22 protein-coding genes and 1 tRNA gene are annotated in these 18,944 nt (G+C 64.6%); 5 read left to right on the forward strand and 18 right to left on the reverse strand.

What is annotated here, in order from left to right; genetic code table 11:
• Positions 1-35: 35 nt before the first annotated feature.
• From iscX to trmJ, 10 genes are all read right to left on the reverse strand, one after another.
• On the reverse strand, positions 36-236 hold the full coding sequence (iscX, locus tag F3I62_RS05565; protein ID WP_160488693.1) for a Fe-S cluster assembly protein IscX: 201 nt from the start codon (positions 234-236) through the stop codon (positions 36-38).
• Between the two features lie 12 nt (positions 237-248).
• Positions 249-587, reverse strand: coding sequence for an ISC system 2Fe-2S type ferredoxin (gene fdx, locus F3I62_RS05570; RefSeq protein WP_160082271.1), 339 nt, complete (start codon positions 585-587; stop codon positions 249-251).
• A gap of 6 nt (positions 588-593) precedes the next feature.
• Entirely contained in the window at positions 594-2,459 is a 1,866-nt protein-coding gene (gene hscA, locus F3I62_RS05575; RefSeq protein WP_160488694.1) for a Fe-S protein assembly chaperone HscA, read from the reverse strand.
• Between the two features lie 42 nt (positions 2,460-2,501).
• Positions 2,502-3,023, reverse strand: a complete 522-nt coding sequence (hscB, locus tag F3I62_RS05580) for a co-chaperone HscB (RefSeq protein WP_160488695.1) — start codon at positions 3,021-3,023, stop codon at positions 2,502-2,504.
• Between the two features lie 8 nt (positions 3,024-3,031).
• The gene (gene iscA, locus F3I62_RS05585) at positions 3,032-3,355 is read right to left on the reverse strand and encodes an iron-sulfur cluster assembly protein IscA (RefSeq protein ID WP_160488696.1); all 324 of its coding nucleotides are present in this window, start codon (positions 3,353-3,355) and stop codon (positions 3,032-3,034) included.
• Positions 3,356-3,381: 26 nt separating this feature from the next.
• Entirely contained in the window at positions 3,382-3,768 is a 387-nt protein-coding gene (gene iscU / locus F3I62_RS05590) for a Fe-S cluster assembly scaffold IscU (protein ID WP_160082280.1), read from the reverse strand.
• 49 nt (positions 3,769-3,817) lie between these two features.
• Positions 3,818-5,032 carry an IscS subfamily cysteine desulfurase gene (locus tag F3I62_RS05595; RefSeq protein ID WP_160488697.1) on the reverse strand — a complete coding sequence of 405 codons (1,215 nt, stop codon included), beginning with the start codon at positions 5,030-5,032 and terminating at the stop codon, positions 3,818-3,820.
• A gap of 32 nt (positions 5,033-5,064) precedes the next feature.
• Entirely contained in the window at positions 5,065-5,556 is a 492-nt protein-coding gene (gene iscR, locus F3I62_RS05600; protein WP_160082284.1) for a Fe-S cluster assembly transcriptional regulator IscR, read from the reverse strand.
• A 139-nt stretch (positions 5,557-5,695) separates the two neighbouring features.
• Positions 5,696-6,475, reverse strand: coding sequence for a serine O-acetyltransferase (cysE, locus tag F3I62_RS05605; RefSeq protein ID WP_160489030.1), 780 nt, complete (start codon positions 6,473-6,475; stop codon positions 5,696-5,698).
• The gene (gene trmJ / locus F3I62_RS05610; protein ID WP_160488698.1) at positions 6,468-7,247 is read right to left on the reverse strand and encodes a tRNA (cytosine(32)/uridine(32)-2'-O)-methyltransferase TrmJ; all 780 of its coding nucleotides are present in this window, start codon (positions 7,245-7,247) and stop codon (positions 6,468-6,470) included. Before trmJ ends, cysE begins: the two co-directional genes overlap by 8 nt.
• 145 nt (positions 7,248-7,392) lie before the next feature.
• On the opposite strand from trmJ, the gene suhB reads away from it, so the two are divergent.
• Complete coding sequence (gene suhB, locus F3I62_RS05615; RefSeq protein WP_160488699.1) at positions 7,393-8,208, forward strand: inositol-phosphate phosphatase; 816 nt, start codon at positions 7,393-7,395, stop codon at positions 8,206-8,208.
• A gap of 62 nt (positions 8,209-8,270) precedes the next feature.
• On the opposite strand, the gene F3I62_RS05620 is transcribed toward suhB, so the two are convergent.
• The 6 genes from F3I62_RS05620 to queA all read right to left on the reverse strand — a co-directional run bounded on the left by F3I62_RS05620 (position 8,271) and on the right by queA (position 14,527).
• The gene (locus F3I62_RS05620; RefSeq protein ID WP_160488700.1) at positions 8,271-8,819 is read right to left on the reverse strand and encodes a glycine zipper 2TM domain-containing protein; all 549 of its coding nucleotides are present in this window, start codon (positions 8,817-8,819) and stop codon (positions 8,271-8,273) included.
• A gap of 178 nt (positions 8,820-8,997) precedes the next feature.
• Positions 8,998-9,906, reverse strand: a complete 909-nt coding sequence (secF, locus tag F3I62_RS05625; protein ID WP_160488701.1) for a protein translocase subunit SecF — start codon at positions 9,904-9,906, stop codon at positions 8,998-9,000.
• Positions 9,907-9,915: 9 nt separating this feature from the next.
• Positions 9,916-11,784 carry a protein translocase subunit SecD gene (gene secD, locus F3I62_RS05630; protein ID WP_160488702.1) on the reverse strand — a complete coding sequence of 623 codons (1,869 nt, stop codon included), beginning with the start codon at positions 11,782-11,784 and terminating at the stop codon, positions 9,916-9,918.
• Between the two features lie 61 nt (positions 11,785-11,845).
• Positions 11,846-12,187 carry a preprotein translocase subunit YajC gene (yajC, locus tag F3I62_RS05635; protein WP_160082296.1) on the reverse strand — a complete coding sequence of 114 codons (342 nt, stop codon included), beginning with the start codon at positions 12,185-12,187 and terminating at the stop codon, positions 11,846-11,848.
• Positions 12,188-12,353: 166 nt separating this feature from the next.
• Positions 12,354-13,472 (reverse strand): tRNA guanosine(34) transglycosylase Tgt, encoded by a 1,119-nt coding sequence (tgt, locus tag F3I62_RS05640; RefSeq protein WP_160489031.1) that lies wholly within the window; start codon positions 13,470-13,472, stop codon positions 12,354-12,356.
• A gap of 5 nt (positions 13,473-13,477) precedes the next feature.
• Positions 13,478-14,527, reverse strand: coding sequence for a tRNA preQ1(34) S-adenosylmethionine ribosyltransferase-isomerase QueA (queA, locus tag F3I62_RS05645; RefSeq protein WP_160488703.1), 1,050 nt, complete (start codon positions 14,525-14,527; stop codon positions 13,478-13,480).
• 109 nt (positions 14,528-14,636) lie between these two features.
• On the opposite strand from queA, the gene F3I62_RS05650 reads away from it, so the two are divergent.
• The 3 genes from F3I62_RS05650 to F3I62_RS05660 all read left to right on the forward strand — a co-directional run bounded on the left by F3I62_RS05650 (position 14,637) and on the right by F3I62_RS05660 (position 15,834).
• Positions 14,637-14,720, forward strand: a tRNA-Leu gene (locus tag F3I62_RS05650).
• 290 nt (positions 14,721-15,010) lie between these two features.
• Complete coding sequence (locus tag F3I62_RS05655) at positions 15,011-15,223, forward strand: cold-shock protein (protein WP_160082300.1); 213 nt, start codon at positions 15,011-15,013, stop codon at positions 15,221-15,223.
• A 104-nt stretch (positions 15,224-15,327) separates the two neighbouring features.
• Positions 15,328-15,834, forward strand: a complete 507-nt coding sequence (locus tag F3I62_RS05660; protein ID WP_160488704.1) for an RDD family protein — start codon at positions 15,328-15,330, stop codon at positions 15,832-15,834.
• A 27-nt stretch (positions 15,835-15,861) separates the two neighbouring features.
• Here F3I62_RS05660 and F3I62_RS05665 read toward each other — a convergent pair whose 3' ends face one another.
• Positions 15,862-16,776 (reverse strand): GIDE domain-containing protein, encoded by a 915-nt coding sequence (locus tag F3I62_RS05665; protein WP_160488705.1) that lies wholly within the window; start codon positions 16,774-16,776, stop codon positions 15,862-15,864.
• Positions 16,777-16,778: 2 nt separating this feature from the next.
• Positions 16,779-17,351 (reverse strand): LemA family protein, encoded by a 573-nt coding sequence (locus F3I62_RS05670; RefSeq protein WP_160488706.1) that lies wholly within the window; start codon positions 17,349-17,351, stop codon positions 16,779-16,781.
• Positions 17,352-17,533: 182 nt separating this feature from the next.
• On the opposite strand from F3I62_RS05670, the gene F3I62_RS05675 reads away from it, so the two are divergent.
• A complete protein-coding gene (locus F3I62_RS05675; RefSeq protein ID WP_160488707.1) occupies positions 17,534-18,862 on the forward strand; it encodes an imelysin family protein in 1,329 nt (442 codons plus the stop codon).
• The last annotated feature ends 82 nt before the right edge of the window (positions 18,863-18,944 follow it).

Below are 18,944 nucleotides of genomic sequence, written 5' to 3' on the forward strand. Positions count from 1 at the left end.
TAGGGAAAAATGCGTAGGCCGGGGGCTGCCAGCCCCTACTCGGACTCTTCGATCCAGGCCGCCTGAATCGCCTCGAGAACCTTCTCGCCACCACGCTGTGGGTCATCGTCGAAGTCCGGCAGGGACAGCACCCAGCCATGCAGGTCGACGAAATTGACGTAGCGCGGATCGACATCCGGCCTGCTCTCGGCCAGTTCAATGGCGATATCCAGCACATCAGCCCATTTCAGACTCATGACTCGCTCCTCTTAGTGACCTTCGGAGACCTGGTTGATGGTGTACCTGGGGATCTCGACCACCAGGTCCTGATCCGCCACCACGGCCTGACAGGACAGGCGCGAGCTCGGCTCCAGCCCCCAGGCCTTGTCCAGCATGTCGTCTTCCAGCTCATCGGAAGGCTCCAGCGAGTTGAAGCCCTCGCGGATCACCACATGGCAGGTGGTACAGGCGCAGGATTTCTCGCAGGCATGCTCGATCTCGATACCATTGCGCAGCGCGGCATCCAGCACAGTCTCGCCAGCTTGCGCTTCGAACACGGCCCCTTCCGGGCAATGTTCGGCATGGGGCAGAACAATGATCTGCGGCATTCTCAGTTATTCCTCGATTTCATTGAGTCGACGCCCGGACAGGGCTGCCTTGACCGTGGCATCCATCCGCCGGGCGGCGAAAGCGTCGGTGATCTGCGACAGGCGCTTGACCTGCTGCTCGACGGCCAGTGCATCGGAGCCGCCAGCCAGCTCGCGCAGCTCGGTCATGCACAGCTCGATGGCCATGCGCTCATCGGCATCGAGCAGGCGCTCGCCATCGGCATCCAGGGCCGACTGCACCGCTTCAAGCAGGCGCTCGGCCTCGACCTGCTGCTCGCGCAGCGCACGGGCGGCCTTGTCGCCACCGGCATTGCGGAAGGAGTCCTGCAGCATGCGGGCGATCTCGCCATCGGTCAGACCGTAGGACGGCTTGACCTGAATGCTGGCCTCCACTCCGGAGCCCAGTTCGCGCGCCGTTACGCCCAGCAGGCCATCGGCATCGACCTGGAAGGTCACGCGGATCTTCGCCGAGCCGGCCACCAGCGGCGGAATGCCGCGCAGCTCGAAGCGCGCCAGGGAACGGCAGTCGCTGATCAGCTCGCGCTCACCCTGCAGCACATGAATCATCATGGCCGTCTGGCCATCCTTGTAGGTGGTGAAGTCCTGCGCACGCGCCACCGGGATGGTGGTGTTGCGCGGAATGATCTTCTCCATCAGGCCGCCCATGGTTTCCAACCCCAGGGACAGCGGAATCACGTCGAGCAGCAGCAGCTCTTCGCCATTGCCACGCTTGTTGCCGGCCAGGGTATCGGCCTGGATCGCCGCGCCGATGGCCACCACCTGATCCGGATCGATATCGGTCAGCGGCTCGCGGGCAAACAGCTCGCCCACCGCGGCACGCACCCGCGGCACGCGGGTGGAGCCACCGACCATGACCACCGCCTCGACTTCCTCCAGCTCGATGCCGGCATCGCGCACCGCACGCCGACAGGCCTTGAGGCTGCGCGCCAGCATGGGCTCGATCAGCGCATCGAACTGCGCGCGAGTCAGCTCGCCCTGCCAGCCGGCATGGGCAACGACCACCGAGTCGGCGCCGGTCAGCGCTTCCTTGGCCGCACAGGCCGCCTGCAGCAGGCTGCGCTGGGTACCCGGATCGAGATCCAGGGACAGACCGGCCTGCTGTAGGACCCAGTTGGCGATCGCGTGATCGAAGTCGTCGCCACCCAGGGCACTGTCGCCGCCGGTGGCCATCACCTCGAACACGCCGCGGGTCAGGCGCAGGATGGAAATATCGAAGGTGCCGCCACCCAGGTCGTAGATGGCGACAACACCCTCGGCCTGCTGGTCGAGGCCGTAGGCCACCGCCGCCGCCGTGGGCTCGTTGAGCAGGCGCAGGACATTCAGGCCGGCCAGACGCGCGGCATCCTTGGTGGCCTGACGCTGGGCATCGTCGAAATAGGCCGGCACGGTGATCACCGCCCCAACCAGCTCGCCACCCAGCGCCTCCTCGGCGCGCTGACGCAGCGCCTTGAGAATCTCGGCAGACACTTCGACCGGGCTCTTGGCCCCCTGCACCGTGTCGATGAACGGCATGTGCGACTCGCCACCGACGAAGCGGTACGGCAACTGCTCACCCAGCTGCTTGACGTCGCTCAGGCCACGCCCCATCAGGCGTTTGACCGACAGCACGGTATTCAGCGGATCGAGCGGCGCCGCCAGCTTGGCGGCCTGGCCGACCTCGACGCGGTCGGCGTGGTAGCGCACCGCGGACGGCAGAATGACCTGGCCTTCGGCATCCGCCAGCGGCGCAGACAGGCCGCTGCGCACGGCAGCGACCAGGGAATTGGTGGTGCCCAGATCGATCCCCACGGCCAGGCGGCGCTGGTGGGGCTGAGGGCTTTGGCCGGGCTCGGCGATCTGCAGTAGGGCCATGATGCTCTGGAGGTCAGGCGCGCAGCTCAGGCTGCACGGCGGTTAATCGTCGAGGCGCTCTTCCAGCTGGCGCACTTCGTGGGACAGCTTGTCGAGAAACTGCATGCGCCGCACTAGGCGCTCGGCCTCCTCGCGACGCGCAGCATCATCCCAGCAAGCCGCAAAAGCTTCATCGAGCTCGTCCTGAGCCGTCTTGAGGCGGCGCTTGAAGGCCGCCACGCCCGCCAGATCGGCGCTGTCGTGCAGGTCTTCCAGCTCCTCGCGCAACTGCATCTGCTGCAGCAGGAACTGCGGATCCTGCACCGTCACCTCCAACGGCAACTCGCGCCCGCGCAGGGCGAGCAGATAGAGCGCGCGCCGCGGCGCACTCTTGAGCGTCTGGTAGGCCTCGTTGAGGCTGGCCGAATGCTCAAGCGCCAGGCGCTGTTCGCGCTCGGAGGCATCGGCAAAACGATCCGGGTGCACGGCCTTGGCCAGCTCGCGATAGCGCGCAGACAACTGCGCCTGATCCAGGCGAAAGCTCGGTTGCAGGTCAAACAAAGCGAAATGACAGGGACTGCCCACGAATGGCCTCAGACGTTGAAGCTCTCGCCGCAGCCGCATTCGCCACGCACGTTAGGGTTGTTGAACTTGAAGCCCTCGTTGAGACCTTCGCGCACGAAGTCCAGTTCGGTGCCATCGATATAGGCCAGGCTCTTCGGGTCGATGATCACTTTCACCCCGAAACTCTCGAACACCTGGTCTTCGGCCGCCAGCTCATCGACGAACTCCAGCACATAGGCCAGGCCCGAACAGCCGGTGGTGCGCACCCCCAGACGAATGCCCGCACCCTTGCCGCGCCCCTCGAGGGAACGCTGCACGTGCTGCGCAGCCGCTTCGGTCATGGTAATCGCCATAACAACTCCTTACAGACTGGAGAGGCTCAGAGCAGACCCTTCTTCTGCTTGTAGTCGCGCACGGCCGCCTTGATGGCGTCCTCGGCGAGTACCGAGCAGTGGATCTTCACTGGCGGCAGGGCCAGCTCTTCGGCCAGCTGGGTATTCTTGATGGTCTCGGCTTCGTCCAGGGTCTTACCCTTCATCCACTCGGTGGCGAGGGAGCTGGAAGCGATCGCCGAACCGCAGCCATAGGTCTTGAACTTGGCGTCTTCGATGACGCCCTGCTCGTTGACCTTGATCTGCAGGCGCATCACGTCGCCGCAAGCCGGCGCACCGACCATGCCGGTGCCGACATCCGGATCTTCGGCGTCGAGCTTGCCGACGTTGCGCGGATTTTCGTAGTGGTCGATGACCTTTTCACTGTAAGCCATGGTGCAATTCCTCTCTCATCAGGTGCCGCTCTTGGAGGCGACTAAACAATCAGTGCGCCTGCCATTCGACCTTGGACAGATCGACACCCTCTTTGAACATATCCCACAGCGGCGACAGCTCACGCAGCTTGCCCACTGCATCGCGAATCTTCGAGGCGGCGTAGTCGACCTCTTCCTCGGTGGTGAAGCGGCCGAAGGTGAAGCGGATCGAGCTATGCGCCAGCTCGTCGTTGCGGCCCAGGGCACGCAGCACATAGGACGGCTCCAGGGAGGCCGAGGTACAGGCTGAACCGGAGGAAACCGCCAGATCCTTGAGCGCCATGACCAGCGACTCACCCTCGACGTAGTTGAAGCTGAGGTTGAGGTTATGCGGCACACGCTGGGTCATGCTGCCGTTGATGTACAGCTCTTCCATGCCCTCGACATGCTTGTAGAAACGGTCACGCAGGGCGCGGATGCGCTCGTTTTCCTGGGCCATTTCAACCTTGGCGATGCGGAAGGCCTCGCCCATGCCGACGATCTGGTGGGTGGCCAGGGTGCCGGAACGCATGCCGCGCTCGTGACCGCCGCCATGCATCTGCGCTTCCAGGCGCACGCGCGGCTTGCGCCGTACGTAGAGCGCGCCGATGCCCTTGGGCCCGTAGGTTTTGTGCGCGGAAAAGGACATCAGGTCGACCTTGATCTTCTCCAGATCGATCTCCACCTTGCCGGTGGACTGCGCCGCATCGACATGGAACAGCACGCCCCGGGAGCGGGTCAGCTCACCGATGGCGCCGATGTCGTTGATCGTGCCGATCTCGTTGTTCACGTGCATGATCGAAACCAGAATGGTGTCGTCACGCAGCGCGGCCTCGACCATGGCCGCGGTCACCAGGCCATCTTCGCCCGGCTCCAGGTAGGTCACTTCGAACCCCTCGCGCTCCAGCTGGCGAGCGGAGTCGAGGACCGCCTTGTGCTCGATCTTCGAGGTGATGATGTGCTTGCCCTTGCTGCTGTAGAAGTGCGCAACACCCTTGAGCGCCAGGTTGTCGGACTCGGTGGCACCGGAGGTCCAGACGATCTCGCGCGGGTCGGCATTGACCAGCTCGGCGACCTGGCGGCGAGCATTCTCCACCGCCTCCTCAGCCTTCCAGCCGAACAGGTGGGAGCGCGAAGCCGGGTTGCCAAAGTTGCCATCCACCAGCAGGCACTCGCTCATCTTCTGTGCAACGCGCGGGTCAACCGGAGTGGTAGCGGAATAATCGAGGTAAATCGGCAATCTCATCAGATTTCTCCTAATTCAGGCAGACGCCCTGCTCACTCAACGGCGGACGCTTCGATCTTATCCAGGCGTGGCGTCCTGCCATTGCAGCGGAGCTGGTCCTGACGCAGGGCAACTTCCTGCACTTCTCGGCGAGTCACCAGGTCAGCCAGGCTGATGCCACTGAGGAACTCATGAATCTGCTGACTGAGGTCGCACCACAGGTGATGGGTCAGGCAGGTATCGCCGGAGTGACAATCACCCAGGCCTTGGCAGCGCGTGGCATCCACCGACTCATTGACCGCATCGATCACCTGAGCCACCTGAATCACGCGCATGTCGCGCGACAACTGGTAGCCACCACCCGGCCCGCGCACGCTGCTGACCAGGTTGCCACGACGCAGCTTGGCGAACAGCTGCTCGAGATAGGACAGGGAAATACCCTGGCGCTCGGAAATATCGGCAAGGGACACCGGCCCGTGCTGGGCATGCAGCGCCAGATCGAGCATCGCGGTGACGGCGTAACGGCCTTTGGTGGTCAAGCGCATGGTGGTTACCACGGTTTCGCTGAATTGCCGCAAGTATCCCCTTTTCCTACTATTTAGGTCAACTATAAGACCGATCAAAACAGTAGGAATTAACCTCGGCGAGGGGCGCAAATCATACCAAACCCCGCAGCACTAGGCATCAGGCCGCCGGCTTGTCGCCCTGTTCCTTGCACACCCCGGCGAAATCCTCGTCGCGCAGGGCCGGCAACTCCTTGGCGCAATAGTCGCTGCCCAGAGCCTTGAGCGCCGCACACATGCCCTCCAGACGACCGTCGACCGCCTGCAGATGATCCAGCAACTGACCAATGGCGCGCGCCACCGGGTCCGGCATGTCCTGACTGACGCCATAGGCATCGAAGCCGAGCTTCTCGGCCATGGCCTGGCGCTTGGCCTCCTGCTCGTCATCGGCCTTGGCGATGATCCGCCCAGGGATGCCGACCGCGGTGGCGCCGGCCGGCACCGCCTTGGTCACCACCGCATTGGAGCCGATCTTGGCCCCGGCACCCACGGTGAAGGGCCCGAGCACCTTGGCCCCGGCCCCCACCACCACCCCATCTTCCAGGGTCGGGTGGCGCTTGCCCTTGTTCCAGCTGGTGCCACCCAGGGTCACGCCCTGATACAGGGTCACATCATTGCCGATCTCGGCGGTTTCGCCGATGACGATGCCCATGCCGTGGTCGATGAAGAAGCGCCGACCGATCTTCGCCCCTGGATGGATCTCGATCCCGGTCATCCAGCGCCCGAAGTTCGACACCACGCGCGCCAGCCACTTCCAGCCAGCCCCCCACAGCGCATGCGCCAGGCGATGCAGCCAGATCGCGTGCAGGCCGGGGTAGCAGGTCAGCACTTCGAAGGCATTGCGCGCCGCCGGATCACGGTGAAATACGCTCTGGATATCTTCGCGCACTCGCTCAAACATCATCTTGTCTCCGCTTGTGGGGCTCGCCACGCACTACTTTCTGGGTTTCCGTCAGGATACCGCGCAGGATGTTCATCTCCAGCCGACTGATCGCGCTGCGACCGTACAGGCGGCGCAGGCGCGACATCAGATGCCGCGGCTTCTGCGGATCGAGGAAGCCTATCTCGACCAGAGTACTCTCCAGATGACCGTAGAACAGCTCCAGCTCGTCCGCGGTCACCAGCTGTGTGTTGAGCATCGCCGTGGTTTCCAGCTTGCTCATCTTGGTCGGCTGGCCTTGCGCGGCCAGCCACGCCATGCGCACTTCGTAGGTCAGCACCTGCACGGCGGTCGCCAGGTTCAGCGAGCTGAATTCGGGATCGGAAGGGATGTGCACATGGAACTGGCAGCGCTGCAGCTCTTCGTTGGTCAGGCCGGCATATTCGCGACCGAACACCAGCGCCACTTCGCCACCCAGCCCGACATGCTCCAGGCAGGTCGTCGCGCACTCGCGCGGATCGAGCAGCGGCCAGGGAATGCGCCGGTCACGGGCACTGGTGCCCAGTACCACGCTGCAGCCGACCAGCGCCTCTTCGAGGGTAGCGACCACCTGCGCCGCCTCGAGGATATCCACAGCACCGGAGGCGCGCGCCACCGCCTCGCCGCTCGGAAAATCCTCGGGATCCACCAGCACCAGACGCGACAGGCCCATGTTTTTCATGGCCCGCGCAGCCCCGCCGATATTGCCGGGATGGCTGGTATTGACCAGAACCACACGAATATTCTGCAGCACCGCGAGCTCCTGGCGAGAAACGAAAGGGTCGCCGATCTTACAGAACGACCAAGAGTTACGCCACGCGCGACAAAGGCTAGGCTACATATTCAGGCTTTTCTGCTAGTATGGCCGGCTTTCTTTAACGACCCAGGTGAATCTCCCCATGCAGCCCATGCTGAATATCGCGCTGCGCGCAGCCCGCAGCGCCGGTGAACTGATCTTCCGCTCCATCGAGCGCCTGGACGTCATCTCGGTCAGCGAGAAAGATGCCCACGACTACGTGTCCGAGGTCGACCGCGCCGCCGAGCAGACCATCATCCAGGCCCTGCAGAAGGCTTACCCGACGCACGGCTTCATGGGCGAGGAAAGCGGCATCATCCAGGGCACCGGTGATGGCGCCGACTACCAGTGGATCATCGACCCGCTGGACGGCACCACCAACTTCCTGCGCGGCGTGCCGCACTTCGCCGTCAGCATCGCCTGCAAATACCGCGGCCGCCTCGAGCACGCCGTGGTCCTCGACCCGGTGCGCCAGGAAGAGTTCACTGCCAGCCGCGGCCGCGGCGCCGCCATCAATGGCCGCCGCCTGCGCGTCAGCACCCGCAAGAGCCTGGACGGCGCCCTGCTCGGCACCGGCTTCCCGTTCCGCAACGAGCAGATCGACAACCTCGACAACTACCTGGGCATGTTCCGCAGCCTGGTGGGCCAGACCGCCGGCATTCGCCGCGCCGGCGCCGCCAGCCTGGACCTGGCCTACGTTGCCGCCGGCCGCTACGACGCCTTCTGGGAATTCGGCCTGTCCGAATGGGACATGGCCGCAGGCGCCCTGCTGATCCAGGAGGCGGGCGGCCTGGTCAGCGACTTCAGCGGTGGCCACGAGTTCCTCGAGAAGGGCCAGATCGTCGCCGGCAACACCAAGTGCTTCAAGGCCGTGCTGACCGCCATCCAGCCACACCTGGCGCCGTCGATGAAGCGCTAACCGCGCTTTTTCCCAGCCCACAAAAAAACCGCCCCACGGGGCGGTTTTTTATTGCCGGAGAATTACTGAACGGGCTGGGCCGGATCGGCCAGCACCAGCTGCCCCTGCTCATCGAGCGGAATGCGGCTGCCCGGATCGCGATCCATGCGCACCTGGCCGACCTTGCCATCGAGCTGATACTTCACGTCATAGCCTACCAGCTTCTCGCTGGTGTCCATCACCGTGCTGCAGCGGGTCTCGGTGGTGGTGTAGGTGTCGCCTTCCTGCATGTTTTCCTGCACCTTGTTGCCGGCGTAGCCGCCGCCTACCGCGCCAGCCACGGTCGCCAGCTTCTTGCCGCTGCCGCCACCGACCTGGTTGCCGAGCAGGCCGCCAACCACCGCACCGATGGCCGTACCGGCGATCTGGTGCTGGTCCTTGACCGGCTTCTGCCGGGTCACGGCCACATCCTTGCAGACTTCGCGCGGCGTCTTGATGGTTTCATTGACCGGCTGTACGGCGAGCACCTCGGCATACTGCGGACCCTTGACCAGGTTATAGGTCGCCACAGCACCGCCGGCAGTCACCCCCACCGCCCCCAATACTGCACCCACGATCATCGACTTGTTCATCCGGCCCTCCTGGGACACATTCCGCGCAGCGCATTTTGCGCCATTATTCCTAGCCTTGGAGACATCGGCACAGGCCGAGTTCCCCGCCAACCCCGGCATAACCGACAAATGGGAGCAGCGTCACAGCGCAGAAACACGAAGCCCGGCATCAGCCGGGCTTCGTGCGAGCGAGGAGCGCTTAGGGCCGCTCATCCACTTCCTCGGCAGCCACCGGAGGAATCAGGTCTTCACTGGTCAGGCTCAGCCAGATCAGCACCACGTTGGCGATGTAGATCGACGAGTAGGTACCCGCCAGCACACCGACGAACAGGGCAATGGAGAAACCGAACAGGTTGTCGCCACCGAACACCAGCAGGGCGATGATCGCCAGCAGGGTGGAGATCGAAGTCGCCATGGTACGCAGCAGGGTCTGCGTGGTGGAGATGTTGATGTTGTCGATCAGGCTGGCCTTGCGCAGCACACGGAAGTTCTCGCGCACCCGGTCGAAGACCACGATGGTGTCGTTCAGCGAGTAGCCGATGATCGCCAGCACGGCAGCCAGCACGGTCAGGTCGAAGGTGACCTGGAAGAACGACAGGATACCCAGCGTCACCACCACGTCGTGGATCAGCGAGACGATGGCGCCCACGGCGAACTTCCACTGGAAGCGGAAGGCCAGGTACAGCAGGATGCCGCCAAGCGCCAGGAGCATGCCCAGGCCACCCTGGTCACGCAGCTCTTCACCGACCTGAGGGCCGACGAACTCGACCTTCTTCACCTGCACCGGGTTGGCCGCATCGGCCGCCTGCAGCGCCTCTACCACCTTGCTGCCCAGCTGCGGGTCATCGCCCTGCATGCGCACCACCACGTCGGTGGTGGCACCGAAGCTCTGCACCACGGCATCCTCGAAGCCGGCCGCGGCCAGCTGGTCGCGCACCAGGGACAGATCCGCCGGATTGGTGTAGGCCAGCTCGATCTGCGCACCGCCGGTGAAGTCGAGGCCGAAGTTCAGCCCCTTGAAGAACCAGCTGCCCAGCGCGATCAGGGTCAGCACCATGGTCAGGGCGAACGCGATATTGCGCACGCCCATGAAGTTGATAGTTTTCATCTCAGCCCCTTAAATCCACAGCTTCTTGTAGTCACGCCCGCCGAAGATCAGGTTGACCATGGCACGGGTCACCATGATCGCGGTGAACATCGAGGTGACGATGCCCAGCGACATGGTCACGGCGAAGCCCTTGACCGGCCCGGTGCCCATGGCGAACAGGATGCCGCCGACCAGCAGGGTGGTCAGGTTGGAGTCGAGAATCGCCGAGTAGGCCCGGTCGAAACCTTCGTGGATGGCGCGCTGCACCGACATGCCGTTGGCGATTTCCTCGCGAATCCGCGAGAAGATCAGCACGTTGGCGTCCACCGCCATGCCCATGGTCAGCACGATACCGGCGATACCCGGCAAGGTCAGAGTGGCACTGAGCAGCGACATCAGCGCCAGCAGCAGGACCATGTTGAAGGCCAGGGCCGCGGTCGCCAGCACGCCGAAGAAGCGGTAGATGGCGAGGATGAACAGCGACACGAAGAGCATGCCCCACAGCGATGCATCGATACCCTTGGCGATGTTGTCGGCACCCAGGCTCGGGCCGATGGTGCGTTCTTCGGCGAAGTACATCGGCGCCGCCAGACCACCGGCACGCAGCAGCAGGGCCAGCTCGGACGACTCGCCCTGGCCGTCCAGGCCGGTGATGCGGAACTGGCTGCCCAGCGGCGACTGGATGGTCGCCAGGCTGATGATCTTCTTCTCTTCCTTGAAGCTCTGGATCGCCTGCTCTTTCTCGACCCCGTCGACCATCTGCTTGGCGTAGCGGGTCATCGGCTTCTGCTCGATGAAGATCACCGCCATGCTGCGCCCGACGTTGTTGCGGGTGGCGCGGTTCATCAACTCGCCACCGTGGTTGTCCAGGCGGATATTGACCTGCGGGCGACCGTTCTCGTCGAAACTGGCCTGGGCATCGGTGACCTGGTCACCGGTGATGATCAGGCTGCGCTCCAGCGCCACGGCCGGACGGCCCTCCTCGCGGAACTCGAAGAACTCGCTGGAAGCGCGCGGCGCATCCACTTCGGCCTGCAGGCGGAACTCCAGGTTGGCGGTCTTGCCGAGGATACGCTTGGCCTCGGCCGTGTCCTGCACACCCGGCAGCTCGACCACGATGCGGTTGGCGCCCTGGCGCTGGACCAGAGGCTCGGCGACGCCGAGTTCGTTGACCCGGTTGCGTACGGTGGTCAGGTTCTGCTTGATCGAGTATTCGCGGATTTCCGCCAGCTTGGCCTGGCTCAGCACCAGGCTCAGCACCTGCAGGCCATTGCGCTCGGCAACGGTCTGTTCGAAATCGATGAAGTCCTTGCGGATCAGGCCCTGCGCCTTGTCCAGCTGCTCGGCATCGGAGAAGCCGAGCTGGATCGCGCCGTCCTGCTGCGGCAGGCTGCGATAGCGCAGGCGCTCCTTGCGCAGCAGGGTCTTGACCTCGCTCTCATACACCTTGAGGCGTGCACCCACGGCCTTGTCCATGTCCACTTCGAGGAGGAAGTGCACGCCACCGGACAGGTCCAGACCCAGCTTCATCGGGCCGGCGCCGATATTGCGCAGCCACTGCGGCGTGGTCGGTGCCAGGTTCAGGGCCACAACATACTCGTCACCAAGCAGGCGATGCACCAGCTCCTTGGCCGGCAGCTGGTCGGCCTGCTTGGTCAGGCGCAGCAGACCACCGCTGCCCTTCTCACCCAGGCTGGCGGCCTTGACCGCGATGCCGGCATCGTTGAGCGCCTTGCTCACGCGATCCAGATCGGCCTGCCCCACCTGCAAGGCGGTGCTGGTGCCACTGATCTGGATGGCCGGATCGTCCGGATACAGGTTGGGTGCGGAGTAGATGAAGCCGACCACCAGCACAGCCAGGATCAGCAGGTACTTCCACAAGGGGTATTTATTGAGCATGACGCCGCCCGTTATGACACGGGGCGCTTGATGCGCCCCGTCGTTGGTGAAGAGTGGTTCGTTAGATGCCTTTCAGGGTGCCCTTCGGCAGGGTCGCCGCGATGGCCTGCTTCTGGAACTTCAGCTCGACGTTGTCGGACACTTCGACCACCACGAAATCGTCGGACACCTTGGTCACCTTGCCGGCCAGACCGCCGGAGGTCACCACTTCGTCGCCCTTCTGCAGGCCGCCGAGCAGGTTCTTGTGCTCCTTGGCGCGCTTGGCCTGCGGACGCCAGATCATCAGATAGAAGATGACCAGGAAGCCAACCAGGAACACCCACTCGAAACCGCTGCCGGCAGGACCAGCGGCGGCAGCCGGCGCGGCGGCATCGGCAAAAGCGGCGGGAATCAGAAAGCTCATGGAAAACTCCTATTACGAGGTCTTGAAACTGTTGTTTTTTGGCGGCTGCACAGGCAAGCCAATTCGGGCAAGGCGACGCGAGCACAGCGCAGGTGCAGCCTTAATGGGTGCATTTCGTTCGATTTCAACGCCTTGCGGGCGTTTCCAGGTCACGAAATAGCTGCGTTCAAGGCGCCAGCGGCGGCGTGGGCAGCCCGCGCCGGGCATAGAAGGCATCGACAAAGGCGGCCAATGTACCCTGTTGAATTGCCTCGCGCAAACCAGCCATCAGGCGCTGATAATGGCGCAAGTTGTGGATGGTATTGAGCATGCTGCCCAGCATTTCGCCGCACTTGTCCAGGTGATAGAGGTAGGCGCGGGAGAAGTTCTGGCAGGTGTAGCAATCGCAGGTCGGATCGAGCGGCGAATCGTCATTGCGGTGTACCGCGTTGCGGATCTTCACCACCCCGGTATCGGTGAACAGGTGGCCGTTGCGCGCGTTGCGCGTCGGCATCACGCAGTCGAACATGTCCACGCCGCGGCGCACGCCCTCGACCAGGTCTTCCGGCTTGCCCACCCCCATCAGGTAGCGCGGCTTGTCGGCCGGCAGCTGCGGTGGCAGGAAATCCAGCACGCGGATCATCTCTTCCTTCGGCTCGCCGACCGACAGGCCGCCGATGGCCAGGCCGTCGAAACCGATCTCGCAGAGCCCTTCCAGCGAGCGCATGCGCAGCTCTTCGTGCATGCCACCCTGGACAATGCCGAACAGCGCCGACGGATTGCCCTCGTGGGCATTCTTCGAGCGCTTGGCCCAGCGCAGCGACAGCTCCATGGAGCGCCTGGCCACCTCGAAATCGGCCGGGTACGGCGTGCATTCGTCGAAGATCATCACGATGTCCGAACCCAGGTCGCGCTGCACCTGCATCGACTCTTCCGGGCCCATGAACACCTTGCGCCCATCCACCGGCGAGGCGAAGGTCACGCCCTCCTCCTTGATCTTGCGCATGGCACCCAGGCTGAACACCTGGAAGCCGCCGGAGTCGGTGAGGATCGGCCCCTGCCACTGCATGAAGTTGTGCAGGTCGCCGTGCTGCTTGATCACCTCGGTGCCCGGGCGCAGCCACAGATGGAAGGTGTTGCCGAGAATGATCTGCGCGCCGATCGCCTCGATGTCGCGCGGCAGCATGCCCTTGACCGTGCCGTAGGTGCCCACCGGCATGAAGGCCGGGGTTTCCACCACGCCACGCGGAAAGGTCAGGCGACCACGGCGGGCGCGGCCGTCGGTGGCCAGCAGCTCGAAGGACATATGGCTCATAGGGTTTCCTCGGGGCCGCGCGGGGCGGGATTGCGGGTGATGAACATGGCATCGCCGTAACTGAAGAAGCGGTATTGCTGCTGCACCGCCATGGCATAGGCGGCCATGGTCTCGGGATAACCGGCAAAGGCCGACACCAGCATCAGCAGGGTCGACTCGGGCAGGTGGAAGTTGGTGACCAGGGCATCGACCACGTGAAACGGCCGGCCCGGGTAGATGAAGATATTGGTGTCACCACTGAAGGCCTTCAGCTCGCCATCGCGCGCCGCGGTTTCCAGCGAGCGCACGCTGGTGGTACCCACCGCGACCACCCGGCCGCCGCGCGCCTTGCAGGCGGCCACGGCATCCACCACCTCCTGGCCGACTTCCAGCCACTCGTGGTGCATGTGGTGATCCTCGATGCGCTCCACCCGCACCGGCTGGAAAGTCCCGGCACCGACATGCAGGGTGACGAACGCGGTATCCACGCCCTTGGCGCGAATCGCCGCCAGCAGCTCCTCGTCGAAATGCAGGCCGGCGGTGGGCGCCGCCACTGCACCGGCCTTCTGCGCGTACACGGTCTGGTAGCGCTCGCGGTCGGCGGCATCGTCGGCGCGCTCTATATAAGGCGGCAGCGGCATATGGCCGACCCGTTCCAGCAGCGGCAGCACCGGCTCGGCAAAGCGCAGCTCGAACAGCGCAGCGTGGCGCGCGACCATCTCGGCCTCGCCGCCACCTTCTATATGGATCAACGAACCCGGCTTGGGCGACTTGCTCGAACGCACATGGGCCAGCACCCGATGGCTGTCCAGCACGCGCTCGACCAGAATCTCCAGCTTGCCGCCAGAAGCCTTCTGGCCGAACAGCCGCGCCGGGATCACCCGGGTGTTGTTGAACACCATCAGATCGCCGGGGCGCAGATAGTCGAGCAGGTCGACAAATTGCCGATGGCTCAGCGCACCGGTCTCGCCATCCAGCACCAGCAGACGGCTGGCCCGGCGTTCGGCCAGGGGGTGGGAGGCGATCAGGGCTTCGGGAAGGTCGAAATGAAAGTCGGCAACGCGCATGGTGGGAGTTCGTCTTGCAGGGGCGCAGAGCTTACCGGAAAGTGCCTGCGCTGACCACGCGCCACGATTGACCGGCCCCGGCCGGCTCCCTATACTGCGCGCCCATCGTGCCCCGGTGGCGGAATGGTAGACGCGGCGGATTCAAAATCCGTTTTCGCAAGAAGTGGGAGTTCGAGTCTCCCCCGGGGCACCAGTCACCGCGTTTCAGCACTCGTTCGAGACGCCTGAAACCCTCCCGAAATACCTGCCGCAGAGAGCCGAAAAAACCCACGAAAGTGAGCGTTTCGCAGGGCTTGGCAAACCCCCTTTTGTTAGCTAGAGTGTGCCCACTGTGTTTGCATGGGTCGCTATGAATCGTGACCTGGTGCAGTAGATCCTAGATCCGCTAAACCCGCTCGACTTCTCTTACTCTCTGCAACCAGTCCCAGCCCTCTTCGCCAAAGCAAGAGGCTGTCATTAACTCTAGTTTCAAGGAAATAAGACATGTCGAATCGTCAAACCGGCACCGTTAAGTGGTTCAACGACGAGAAGGGCTTTGGCTTCATCACCCCAGAGAGCGGTCCGGATCTGTTCGTACACTTCCGCGCTATCGAAGGTAATGGCTTCAAGAGCCTGAAAGAAGGCCAGAAGGTTACTTTCGAAGCCGTTCAAGGCCAGAAAGGCATGCAGGCTGACAAGGTCCAGGTTCTGGGCTAAGTTTCGCTGCTCCGAAGAGCCCCTGATGGCGACATCAGGGGCTTTTTTGTGCCTGCGATTTGTTGCCCGTACAATCCGCGCAGTTGTTCAGCCACGAGCCCGCCATGCCCAAACATATGCTGCGCCCCCAGGGGGATTTCCCCACCGCCGGCCTGCCTCGCCGTTTCGCCGCGATCTTCTATGACTTCCTGCTGTGCGTGGCGCTGATGATGGTGGTGACCCTGCTCTACCAGCACGGCCTGCTGCGCCTGATCTACGGCAGCGAACAGCTGCTGGCGATGTCCCAGGCCGGGGCCCTGGACCGCGACCCGCTGCTGGCCACCGTCGTGCTGTTCAGCCTGTTCGCCTTCTTCGCCAAGTTCTGGACCCACACCGGCCAGACCCTCGGCATGCAGGTCTGGGGCCTGCGCATCGAGAATGCCGACGGCTCGGCGATCAGCCTGTGGCAGGCACTGCTGCGCTTTCTGATCGCCATCATTTCCTGGCTGCTGGGCGGCCTGGGCTTCCTCTGGATGCTGTGGGACAAGGACGGACGCAGCTGGCACGACATCTATTCGGAAAGCCGGGTGGTGCAGCTGCCAAAGAACATCCACAAGCAGGGCAAGCACTGAGGCGCCAGCAGGCGCCCATGCCGGACGCTAGACCGCCAACCCCGGCAGCAACACGTTGCTGACCAGCCAGGTGGTCGCCAGGGCGCCGAGCAGGCAGAGCAGCCCGCCGCCCGCCGCCTGCCAGTAGAAGCCGCGCGCCAGCACATCCTCGCCATGACTGGAGAGAATGAACGGCTGGGCCTCGCGCGGTTGCTGCAACTGGTTGCGCAGCGGCGCCTCGCCCAGCTCGCGCTGGCGGCGCTGCGCCTCGCTGCGCGCCGACTCGCGCATGCGCGCCCACTCGGCCTCGTCCAGCCGCCCATCGGCATTGCTGTCGAAGCGCTGCAGCAGGCCGGCGAAATCCGCCTTCCATTCGCGCACCACGGCACCCTGCGCCACGCTCAGGTCGAAGGCCTGGGCCCCGCCCGCCGTGCGGAAATCACCGATGGCATACAGCGGCTCACCGGCATGCAGGCGCTCCTCGGTATAGCGGTACTCGCTGCCGCTGGACAGCAGCCAGCCGAGCACACCCGAAGGCGCTTCCTGCATCCGCGGATGGCGCAGGCTGCCGCGCCAGACCTGGCGGGTTGCCGGGCGCACCTCGGCCCCCGCCGGGTTGATCAGGCACTCGCCGGTGCCGTCGGCGAAGCGCAGCCAGCCTTCGCTGCTGCCACTCTCGACCACCCGCCAGGAGCGCTTCTTGCCGCTTTCGCTGTATTCCTCGATCTTGAAGCGCCACCACAGGCAGGGCGTACCGGTCAGCGGCGCGATCACCTGCACCTCGGGCTGCTCGTGCAGCACGCCGTACAGCTCGACATAGCCCTGCGCCGCCGAACGCAGCTTGGAGGTCGGCGTATCCAGCAGGAAACGCGCCTCGCCGAGCCGCTTCAGGCACCACCAGCCACCGCCGACACAGGCACCGACGCTGAAGGCCAGGCTGATGGCCAGTCCACCGACATCCATGGTCAGTTGAACAGCGACTTGAGGTCGACGTCGGCCTTCTCTGCGTCGCTGAACTCCAGCAGCTCGGCCGCCTGGAAGGCGAACAGGCGCGCGATGATCACGTCCGGGAACTGCTCGACGCGCACGTTGTTCAGGTTGACCGCCTCGTTGTACAGCTCGCGGCGATCGGCGATGGCGTTCTCCAGGCCGCTGATGCGCTGCTGCAGGTGCTGGAAGCTGTCGTTGGCCTTCAGATCCGGATAGTTCTCGGCGAGGGCGAACAGCTGCCCCAGGCCGGCACGCAGGCCGCTCTCGGCCTGGCCGAGGGCGCCGACATCGTGCTGCTCGCGGGCGCTGGCCACCGCATTGCGCGCGGCGATCACCCGCTCCAGGGTGGTGCGCTCGTGCTGCATGTACTGCTTGCAGGTTTCCACCAGCTTGGGCAGCTCGTCGTGGCGCTGCTTGAGCAGCACATCGATGTTCGACCAGGCCTTGCTCACCCCGTGCTTGAGGCGCACCAGGCCGTTATACAGGCTCACCACCCAGACGGCGGCGAGGAACAGGACAACCAGAATGGCAACGACGGTCAGGCTCATGGGCAACGCTCCTTGTGGACTGCCGGCATTCTAGCGGCGCGCCGCGGCGAGCACAGTCCCAGCAGGTCACACGGCAGCGGAATAATTAGCCCTTTGCATAAAATGCAAATCTTTCGCATTATTGCGCGGTTTCCAGGTGCAACTGCACTGCACTCCCATCTTCACAGGTAAAGGATCTCGCCATGACTCGTATGCCCCTGGCCACCGCCAGCCTGCTGGCCCTCGCCATCGCCCTCGCCGGTTGCGGCGAAGAGCAGAAAGACGCCGCCGCGCCGCAAGCCACCGCGCCGGCCGCCGCCAGTAGCGCCGCCACCTTGAAAGTCGCCGATGCCGATGCCAAGGCCGTGGTCAGGCACTACGCCGACCTGGCCCTGGCCGTGTTCAGCGACGCCGCCAGCACCGGCAAGAACCTGCAGGTGGCCATCGACGCCCTGCTCGCCAACCCCAGCGACGCCACCCTGCAGGCCGCCCGCCAGGCCTGGCTGGCCGCCCGCGCGCCCTACATGCAGACCGAAGTGTTCCGCTTCGGCAACGCCGTGGTCGACGACTGGGAAGGCCAGCTGAACGCCTGGCCGCTGGACGAAGGCCTGATCGACTACGTCGCCGCCGACACCGCGCAAACCCAGGGCAACCCGGGCGCCACTGCCAACATCATCGCCAACACCTCGATCCAGGTCGGCGAAGACCGGCTCGACGTCGCCACCCTCACCCCCGAACTGCTGGCCAGCCTGAACGAGCTGGGCGGTTCCGAGGCCAACGTCGCCACCGGCTACCACGCCATCGAGTTCCTCCTCTGGGGCCAGGACCTCAATGGCACCGGCCCGGGCGCCGGCGCCCGCCCAGCCAGCGACTTCAGCGTCGGTGCCGGCGCCACCGGCGAGCACAACGAGCGCCGCCGCGCCTACCTGAAGGCCGCCACCGACCTGCTGGTCAGCGACCTCGACGCGATGGTCGTGCAGTGGCAAGCCGGCAACGCCGACAATTACCGCGCCAAGCTGGAAGCCGAGTCGGCCGAGAACGGCCTGCGCAAGATGCTGTTCGGCATGGGCAGCCTGTCCCTCGGCGAACTGGCCGGCGAGCGCATGAAAGTCGCCCTGGAAGCCAATTCCACCGAAGACGAGCACGACTGCTTCAGCGACAACACCCACAACTCGCACTTCTACAACGGCAAGGGCATCCGCAACGTCTACCTGGGCGAGTACCAGAAGGTCGACGGCACCACCCTGAGCGGCCCGAGCCTGTCGTCCCTGGTGGCCAAGGTCGACGCCGCCGCCGACAGCACCCTCAAGGCCGACCTGCAAACCACCGAAGCCAAGCTGCAGGCCCTGGTCGACAGCGCCAACAACGGCCAGCACTTCGACCAGCTGATCGCCGCCGACAACAAGGACGGCCAGCAGATCGTCCGCGACGCCATCGCCGCCCTGGTCACCCAGACCGGCGCCATCGAACAGGCCGCCGGCAAGCTGGGCATCAGCGAGCTGAACCCGGACACCGCCGACCACCAGTTCTGATACCCTCGGCACTGGCAGCGGATGCGCCCACCAGGCGCATCCGTTTTTTTATGGCCGGCCATCCCGCCCCGTTCGGGCCGTC

Source organism: Pseudomonas sp. R-28-1W-6, assembly GCF_009799925.1.
GTDB lineage: Bacteria > Pseudomonadota > Gammaproteobacteria > Pseudomonadales > Pseudomonadaceae > Aquipseudomonas.

Bases quoted from the DNA above. Each gene is read 5' to 3' on its own strand.
- tgt (WP_160489031.1), bottom strand. From the start codon at position 13,472: ATGTCCTTCGAGCTGCTGGCCACCGACGGCCGCGCCCGCCGTGGTCGC.
- F3I62_RS05665 (WP_160488705.1), bottom strand. From the start codon at position 16,776: ATGGATGTCGGTGGACTGGCCATCAGCCTGGCCTTCAGCGTCGGTGCC.
- iscA (WP_160488696.1), bottom strand. From the start codon at position 3,355: ATGGCGATTACCATGACCGAAGCGGCTGCGCAGCACGTGCAGCGTTCC.
- F3I62_RS05655 (WP_160082300.1), top strand. From the start codon at position 15,011: ATGTCGAATCGTCAAACCGGCACCGTTAAGTGGTTCAACGACGAGAAG.
- F3I62_RS05670 (WP_160488706.1), bottom strand. From the start codon at position 17,351: ATGAGCCTGACCGTCGTTGCCATTCTGGTTGTCCTGTTCCTCGCCGCC.
- suhB (WP_160488699.1), top strand. From the start codon at position 7,393: ATGCAGCCCATGCTGAATATCGCGCTGCGCGCAGCCCGCAGCGCCGGT.
- queA (WP_160488703.1), bottom strand. From the start codon at position 14,527: ATGCGCGTTGCCGACTTTCATTTCGACCTTCCCGAAGCCCTGATCGCC.
- fdx (WP_160082271.1), bottom strand. From the start codon at position 587: ATGCCGCAGATCATTGTTCTGCCCCATGCCGAACATTGCCCGGAAGGG.
- F3I62_RS05620 (WP_160488700.1), bottom strand. From the start codon at position 8,819: ATGAACAAGTCGATGATCGTGGGTGCAGTATTGGGGGCGGTGGGGGTG.
- iscR (WP_160082284.1), bottom strand. From the start codon at position 5,556: ATGCGCTTGACCACCAAAGGCCGTTACGCCGTCACCGCGATGCTCGAT.
- secD (WP_160488702.1), bottom strand. From the start codon at position 11,784: ATGCTCAATAAATACCCCTTGTGGAAGTACCTGCTGATCCTGGCTGTG.
- iscX (WP_160488693.1), bottom strand. From the start codon at position 236: ATGAGTCTGAAATGGGCTGATGTGCTGGATATCGCCATTGAACTGGCC.
- secF (WP_160488701.1), bottom strand. From the start codon at position 9,906: ATGAAAACTATCAACTTCATGGGCGTGCGCAATATCGCGTTCGCCCTG.
- F3I62_RS05660 (WP_160488704.1), top strand. From the start codon at position 15,328: ATGCCCAAACATATGCTGCGCCCCCAGGGGGATTTCCCCACCGCCGGC.
- hscA (WP_160488694.1), bottom strand. From the start codon at position 2,459: ATGGCCCTACTGCAGATCGCCGAGCCCGGCCAAAGCCCTCAGCCCCAC.
- cysE (WP_160489030.1), bottom strand. From the start codon at position 6,475: ATGTTTGAGCGAGTGCGCGAAGATATCCAGAGCGTATTTCACCGTGAT.
- F3I62_RS05675 (WP_160488707.1), top strand. From the start codon at position 17,534: ATGACTCGTATGCCCCTGGCCACCGCCAGCCTGCTGGCCCTCGCCATC.
- F3I62_RS05595 (WP_160488697.1), bottom strand. From the start codon at position 5,032: ATGAGATTGCCGATTTACCTCGATTATTCCGCTACCACTCCGGTTGAC.
- iscU (WP_160082280.1), bottom strand. From the start codon at position 3,768: ATGGCTTACAGTGAAAAGGTCATCGACCACTACGAAAATCCGCGCAAC.
- yajC (WP_160082296.1), bottom strand. From the start codon at position 12,187: ATGAGCTTTCTGATTCCCGCCGCTTTTGCCGATGCCGCCGCGCCGGCT.